Annotated in this window: 8 protein-coding genes; 4 read left to right on the top strand and 4 right to left on the bottom strand. The window is 60.1% G+C overall.

Going from position 1 to position 6329, the window contains the following annotated elements:
- Positions 1-68 precede the first annotated feature (68 nt).
- A complete protein-coding gene (locus FNJ84_RS21320) occupies positions 69-428 on the bottom strand; it encodes a hypothetical protein (protein ID WP_143795217.1) in 360 nt (119 codons plus the stop codon).
- 212 nt (positions 429-640) lie between these two features.
- A complete protein-coding gene (locus tag FNJ84_RS21315) occupies positions 641-1921 on the bottom strand; it encodes a hypothetical protein (RefSeq protein ID WP_185968643.1) in 1281 nt (426 codons plus the stop codon).
- Between the two features lie 207 nt (positions 1922-2128).
- Between FNJ84_RS21315 and FNJ84_RS21310 the strand changes: the two genes are divergently transcribed.
- The 4 genes from FNJ84_RS21310 to FNJ84_RS21295 all read left to right on the top strand — a co-directional run bounded on the left by FNJ84_RS21310 (position 2129) and on the right by FNJ84_RS21295 (position 4838).
- The gene (locus FNJ84_RS21310) at positions 2129-2512 is read left to right on the top strand and encodes a transposase (protein ID WP_185968642.1); all 384 of its coding nucleotides are present in this window, start codon (positions 2129-2131) and stop codon (positions 2510-2512) included.
- Positions 2509-2856 (top strand): IS66 family insertion sequence element accessory protein TnpB, encoded by a 348-nt coding sequence (gene tnpB, locus FNJ84_RS21305; protein ID WP_143795215.1) that lies wholly within the window; start codon positions 2509-2511, stop codon positions 2854-2856. Before FNJ84_RS21310 ends, tnpB begins: the two co-directional genes overlap by 4 nt.
- A 63-nt stretch (positions 2857-2919) precedes the next feature.
- Positions 2920-4542: an IS66 family transposase gene (locus FNJ84_RS21300; RefSeq protein ID WP_143795214.1), complete on the top strand. Its 1623-nt coding sequence runs from the start codon at positions 2920-2922 to the stop codon at positions 4540-4542.
- Positions 4542-4838, top strand: a complete 297-nt coding sequence (locus FNJ84_RS21295; protein WP_143795213.1) for a hypothetical protein — start codon at positions 4542-4544, stop codon at positions 4836-4838. Before FNJ84_RS21300 ends, FNJ84_RS21295 begins: the two co-directional genes overlap by 1 nt.
- A 270-nt stretch (positions 4839-5108) precedes the next feature.
- On the opposite strand, the gene FNJ84_RS21290 is transcribed toward FNJ84_RS21295, so the two are convergent.
- A complete protein-coding gene (locus FNJ84_RS21290; RefSeq protein ID WP_185968641.1) occupies positions 5109-6083 on the bottom strand; it encodes a hypothetical protein in 975 nt (324 codons plus the stop codon).
- A gap of 33 nt (positions 6084-6116) precedes the next feature.
- Positions 6117-6329, bottom strand: a 213-nt coding sequence (locus FNJ84_RS22125) for a hypothetical protein (RefSeq protein ID WP_185968640.1), incomplete at its 5' end; no start/stop codon positions are given.

Genomic DNA, 6329 nt, shown 5'->3' with positions numbered 1-6329 from the left:
ATGTCCACCCCATAGTCCCTGAGAAACTCCACCGTAGTCGCCATCGCGAAACTCCCGCCCAATCTCCATCAGGCGCGAAATCTCAGGTCACGTGAAAATGCGGAAGGTGGGGCACAGGCGACGCTTACCATGGTCCCAGCTATAACTTTTCGGATTTCTGGGTCATCAATCGCACCGACGCATTCAAACTGACGGATTCCGGTATCCGTGACTTCAAGATGACCGACCAGCTCCGACGATCCATTGACGACGATGTTCGCGTTGTGGCTGGCGAAAATTATCTGGCGCTTGCCCTTCGCCGTGTGCAGCTTGTCTGTAAGCTCAGCAATGATGCGGCCTCTGCCGAAGCAGCCATCTTGACGCTCCGCAGAAGCCGGTATTTTGGGCTCGTTCCCGACCTTGGCTGCGTATAGCCCGAGCGGCAGCATCGCGGGACAAAGTGAGCTTTAGCTGCGCCGGGCCCAATTACGGCTAGTTTTACATCGCGACGCGCGGACACTGCAGGTCGGGCAGTGAATAGCCTGAGCACTGCGCAGGAAAGCAGCTGCGGCATCTAGCCGAAGCGGTACTTTCGCCTAGAGAAGCACTCGTGGCAGTGGCTCTTAATTCCTGATGATGCGAGGCCCGACTTGTCGGAGCATCACCGCACGGAGGAGATCACCCCTGCGGTTTCTACGGGCGTGCCGCCATATCCTTTTGGCCAGCACCACTGCATATCGATGACATAACTCAACGCGGTGCAGTCGGAGGCTGCTAAGCACTGGCGCTCGCACTCGTCCAGCGAAATCCCACGGATACCGTTGGCCAAAAGATCCGCACCTCGGAGGTCGATCCCGTTTTGTCGGGTCATTCGGGGGGGCGCCGCCGGAGGCGGTGGTGGCGGTGAACTTCGGAAGAACTTACGCATGCACCCATCGACCATGTCGCGGATCTTAGGATCTACGACCTCGCCGGCGAAGCCATAGAAGATACTGTTGTCCATGTTGTAAACCCTGCCGCCGATCGAGGAAGCTCCAGCGATCTCGGCCGCAACCTGTGGCGTAATTTTAAAGCCGGCAACTGTTTCACCGCTACCGTGCCGGATATAGGTAAAATCATGGATCACGTGATCGTAGCCTCCCGCATGGACCATGAAGGGTCCCGCGAACGGCATTGGTGGTTCCTGGAGGAAGGCGATGCCATAGGGCCCCTCGTTGCCACAACTAATCAGGATCTTGTTTTGCCCGACGAGCGCATCCTGCTCGACGCGGAGCGAAATCTCGCCTTCGTGGTTCACATACTCGACCGACTGCCCCCTTACGCCTTGGGATACCACCCCGAGGTCTGCCAGCCTTTGGTGATCCACCCAGACCATGCTGTTGCCCCTTGCCGATACGATGTCCTCAAGAAACTCGGCCTTGACCCCGCGGCTCACCAGATAGGTGAGGATGACCGAGGATAGCTCCTGACCTATCGCCAGCGCGTCCCCGCCTGTGAGTTCGTTCTGCGTGTAGAATTGATGAACGCCAACTCCGGCGCCCTCCTCAATGAAGCGAAAATCAGCGCCTATATAGGCGTAAACGCAAGCACTGGCGCAGATCGGTGAGCTGCCACCCGCGACGCGAGATGTCGTATCCTCGGGCTGCGCCGCGATCACCTGACCGATCAAAATGCCTTCCAATAGCGAGCCGCCTGGGCTGTCGAACTCAAAACTAATCTCAGTTAGAGGTCGGTCCTCATACTTGAGCAGTTCCGCCCTGAGTGCAGTCGCATCGCCCTGAACAATTTCGCCGGACATCGATATCGTCAGGATGGGATGCATAAATTGTGTACCCTCCCGATAGCTGCTTGAAATCTCCATGGCCGAGGCCACCTGCGGGTTACAGAAGGCGCCAACGGAAATGACGGCCAAAGCTAGGCGATACGACACGAAAATCCTCAAGCCAGCAGCGGGAGACGGTATTCATGCAAGTTAGCGTTGCGTGTCTCGGGGTCAACGTCCGAGCGACGAAATTAATGTCCGCAATGCGCAGCTCACGCCCTTTCAAGCGTAACCGACCGGTTGGCACCGCCTGCCTGATGGCGGGATGATCGTTTAAGGCACGTGCATAGCGACGTCGTTAACGACGTGTCTTATGCGGGGCTGGTGATGCGTGGCGATATTCTGGGGCTGGAGCGGCGTCGTCGTTGGTGCGACGAGGAGAAGCTCGAGATTGTGTTGTCGGTCGGCGTGGGCGGCGCGACAGTGACGCAGGTTGCGCAGCGGCATGATGTTACGCGGCAGCAGATTTACGCTTGGCGGCATGAGCTGAAGAAGAAGGGCCTGCTTTCGGCCTTGCCGGAGGCGCTGTTTCTTCCGGTGGACCTGGACAGGCCGATGGAACTGGCGATGCCGACAACGGCCATCTGCGAAGACGCGCCGCGCCCGGTCCAGATCGAGTTGCAGCTGGCAAGTGGTCGCTGCCTGCGCTTTGATCCAGCTCTGGATGCGATCACGCTGACGCGGGTGATCCGAGCGGTGGAAGCGGCATGATCGGGCCGGGCACGGGTGTCCGCGTCTATCTGGCCTGTGGCGTCACGGATATGAGGAAGGGCATCGAGGGGTTGGCCGCCCTTGCGCAGGATCATCTGCGCCAGAAGCCGACGGGTGGTGCCGTGTTCGCATTCCGTGGTCGCCAAGGCGACAGGCTGAAGCTGCTTTACTGGGACGGGCAAGGCTTCTGCCTCTATTACAAGGTGCTGCAGAAGGGCCGCTTTCCCTGGCCCGCGCGCGGTGACGGCGCAGTGCGCCTGACCCCGGCGCAGCTGGCGATGCTATGGGAAGGGATCGACTGGCGCAGGCCGGATTGGGGCGCGCCACCAGCCCGGGTTGGCTGAATTTATCCTGCCGAAAGCCCTTGTTTTTATGGCAATTCCGCCTGCCTTGTGGTAGTCGGGCGCATGTCGAATTTGACCCTGCCCCTCACCGATGACCCAGCCGTTCTGAAGGCGCTGATCGCGGCGTTGCAGGCGGAAAACGCCAAGATCTCGGCCACGTTGCGCGCCCATGACCAGTTGATCCAGACCCTGCGGCTGCGCATCGCCAAGCTGAAAAAACAGGTCTTCGGCCAGTCCTCGGAAAAGATCGAGCGCGAGATCGAACAGCTGGAACTGGCGCTGGAGGATCTGCTGATCGCCTTGGCCGAAAACGGCACGGCGGTTCCGGATGGCGCACCGGAAGCTGCCAGCTTTGAACCTGCCGAGGAGACTGCCGGCCGTCCATCGCGCCGCCGTCCCCGGGTCTCGGACAGCACGCCGCGCGAGCGGCGGGAGCTGGACCCCGGCACTTGCTGCCCCGATTGCGGTGGTGATCTGCGCGTGGTTGGCGAAGATGTCAGCGAGATGCTGGATCTGATTGCGGCGCAGATGAAGGTTGTCCAGATCGCCCGCCTGAAGAAGTCCTGCCGCCGCTGCGAGCGCATGGTGCAGATGCCCGCCCCCAGCCGCCCGATCCCGGGCAGCATGGCCGGTGCGGGTCTGCTGGCGCATATCCTTGTGTCCAAGTTTGACGATCACCTTCCCTTGTATCGCCAGCAGGAGATCTTTGCCCGGATGGGGGCTGACATCCCGGATAGCACGCTGGTCGACTGGTGCGGTCGCGCCATGAAGGTGCTGGCTCCGCTGATCGAACGGATCGAGGCGGATGTCATGGCCAGTGACCTGCTGCATGCTGACGACACCCCGATCCGGGTTCTTGATCGGTCCGGGCGGGACAAGGGGCTGGGCAAGGGCGTGAAGAAGGGCCGGATCTGGGCCTATATCCGCGACCAGCGACCTTGGGCAGGCACCGCGCCACCCGGAGCGGTCTATGCATTCGCGCCGGACTGGAAGGAAGAACACGTCCATCGCCATCTGGCCAAGACCCGCGGCATCCTCCAAGCCGATGGCTACAAGGGTTATGCCAAGCTTTACGATCCTGACCCCGACGGGACGCCCCGCCTGCGGGAGGCCGCCTGCTGGGCCCACCTTCGGCGTGACTTCCATGACGAATGGGACAAGACCAAATCCGCGATCGCCCGCGTGGCGCTCGACCGTATCGGCGCGCTCTATGACATCGAGCGCGAGATCACCGGCCGTCCCGCCGACATCCGCCTTGCTGCACGCCAGAAGCACAGCGCCCCGAAGGTCGCGGCCTTCTTCGCATGGGCCGAGAGCCAACTCACCCTGATCCCCGGCAAGGGCGATCTGGCAAAAGCCTTCCGCTATGGCCTCAGCCGACGTGCCGCGTTCAGCCTCTTTCTCGAGGATGGCCGCGTGGCCATCGACAACAATCCAGCCGAGCGCGCCCTGCGCCCGATTGGCATCGGAAGGAAAAACTGGCTCTTTGCGGGGGCGGACACAGGTGCCGAAACGCTGGCCCGCGCCATGACCATCATCGAAACGGCCAAGATGAACGGCCTCAACCCGCAGGCCTATCTCGCAGACATCCTGGCCCGCATCAACGATCACAAGATAAACCGCCTTGATGACCTGCTGCCCTGGAACTGGTCGCCGCTGCCCACCGCTCTGCCCGAGGCCGCCTGATGGCAACCGTTACCCACGTCTGCACCCTCGACTACGTCGCCAAGATGCTGGGCGAAGACCCCGAGCTTCTCGAAGCTATCGTCTGTAACGACGACAACCTGACCTATGGCTCGATCATCAGCGTCTATACCGGCCCGGATGACACTATCACCGCCCTGACCGATGACGGCATCGGCGAACTAAAAGACATGCTCAGGGACGCGCGCATCACCACCGAAACCTGGCACGCCTTCCTCGACGACTTCGTCGATGACGCAGAACTCGTCGCCCGCATCAAGGCCCAGTCACCGCGGTAACAACCGGCCGGTTACTTTCAAGCGCGGCGCCGCATTGGTCAATCAGGGCTCGGAGCGGTCATGCGGTGACGCAGCGGGTCGTGCGCCTAGCAGGCAGCGGCGGCCGTCGCTCCCGGCCCAAACCGGACGAAAGCTCTGCGCCCGGCGTCAGCCTGTGGCAGCCTAAACTGGACAATCACGCCTTTTGAAACGCGCAACCGCACCAACTCGCTTTTAACCTTCGAGAGGCGGCAATAGAGCGTTGCCACGAGTCCCGGATTTTTTAGCAAATCACTTGAGACTGAGGCCGTGACGCTGCCTGGTATTCACCGGAGAGCGCACATAGTCCGCTTGGGGCATTCCCAGCAGCGCGACAATAAATCGGCAGGTCAGCGCCTCCATCTGCGATGGAGTATTGAGTCCACCCCCTGATCCGGGACTTCCGCCATAGGTTACGAAGCCAAGAGGCTCGTCGAAGAAAAGCGCCTCATGGATGGTATCGTTACGCACGCCTGATATTTCTGTGGCTGTCCCGGACGGGGCCGTGGCCCACTCCGGAACAGGCATCCCGAATTGCTGGCACGTCCACTCGATCCTCTTAGCATGGCTCAGTCTTGCAGGAGGGGAATGCATCTCGCTTGTAGCTTTGAAGCAAGCATCAAGCGCCATGTAGAGATACGAGAATTTCTCAAACGGCATATGGTTAGGATTTTGTGCCAGAAACAGACAGTGAATGATGCCGATCATCCGTTTGATCTGCCTCGGCGCCGCGTTATGATCCCTCCAGTAGCGTTCCGCAAGCTCAAGAGCATCGCCTGGCTGTGTCCCGCTCGTCAGAATGAAGTCTGTTAGATTGCCTTTCGTGATCGGTGTCGCATCAAGATAGCCTGCCTCGAATGTCGTCAGGCGTGTTCCTTCAAAGAAGCCCAGACACCAGATCAGAAAATCGAGATGGGCGTGGTTGTCATCTGATGCATGCCGAATTCGGTGGGTGAACGGCAAACGGAAAACACGCATTGGATAGGGGTGTTCCAAAATTTCGCCATTGAGGATGTTCTGGCTGCCCGAAGGCGGTGCATAGTACCAGCCTTTGTGAACCCGCTCCGAGTCGCGGATCGATTGCACTATCTCCGGCGTGCCATCCAGCGTCTCGACATGTATTTCGCCTGCCGAAATAGATAGTGGATTCGGTAGAAAACCAAATTCAGCAGAGCCTTCCGGCATGGTATTTTCCCTCGCTCTTACGCCGCGATCGTTGAAACTCACGGTATCTACATGTCACCTACGCTTACCACGCGATCACTTGATTTTGCCACTCAGGCGTCCGCTTCTGCGCATCTTGGTCATTCGTGTGGTGCGCAGCGAAGGTCGGCTCTCCGCCAGACCTGCTGGTTGATCGCGCAATTCATAGATCATCGTTTCGTCCTCACAGACGATGGCGCGCGGCGAGGTCGCGCGCGTCGTTGTGATGATCCAGCATGGCGCGAAAATATTCGTGGCGGTCGCCACGCC

This window comes from Paracoccus sp. M683 (assembly GCF_007096355.1).
In the GTDB taxonomy this organism is placed as follows: domain Bacteria; phylum Pseudomonadota; class Alphaproteobacteria; order Rhodobacterales; family Rhodobacteraceae; genus Paracoccus.
Note: the sequence above shows the minus strand (reverse complement) of the source record. Positions and strands in the feature narration are given on the sequence as shown.

Excerpts from the sequence above, each read along its gene's own strand:
- tnpB (WP_143795215.1), top strand. The coding sequence starts at position 2,509 with ATGATCGGGCCGGGCACGGGTGTCCGCGTCTATCTGGCCTGTGGCGTC.
- FNJ84_RS21310 (WP_185968642.1), top strand. The coding sequence starts at position 2,129 with ATGCGTGGCGATATTCTGGGGCTGGAGCGGCGTCGTCGTTGGTGCGAC.
- FNJ84_RS21300 (WP_143795214.1), top strand. The coding sequence starts at position 2,920 with ATGTCGAATTTGACCCTGCCCCTCACCGATGACCCAGCCGTTCTGAAG.
- FNJ84_RS21320 (WP_143795217.1), bottom strand. The coding sequence starts at position 428 with ATGCTGCCGCTCGGGCTATACGCAGCCAAGGTCGGGAACGAGCCCAAA.
- FNJ84_RS21295 (WP_143795213.1), top strand. The coding sequence starts at position 4,542 with ATGGCAACCGTTACCCACGTCTGCACCCTCGACTACGTCGCCAAGATG.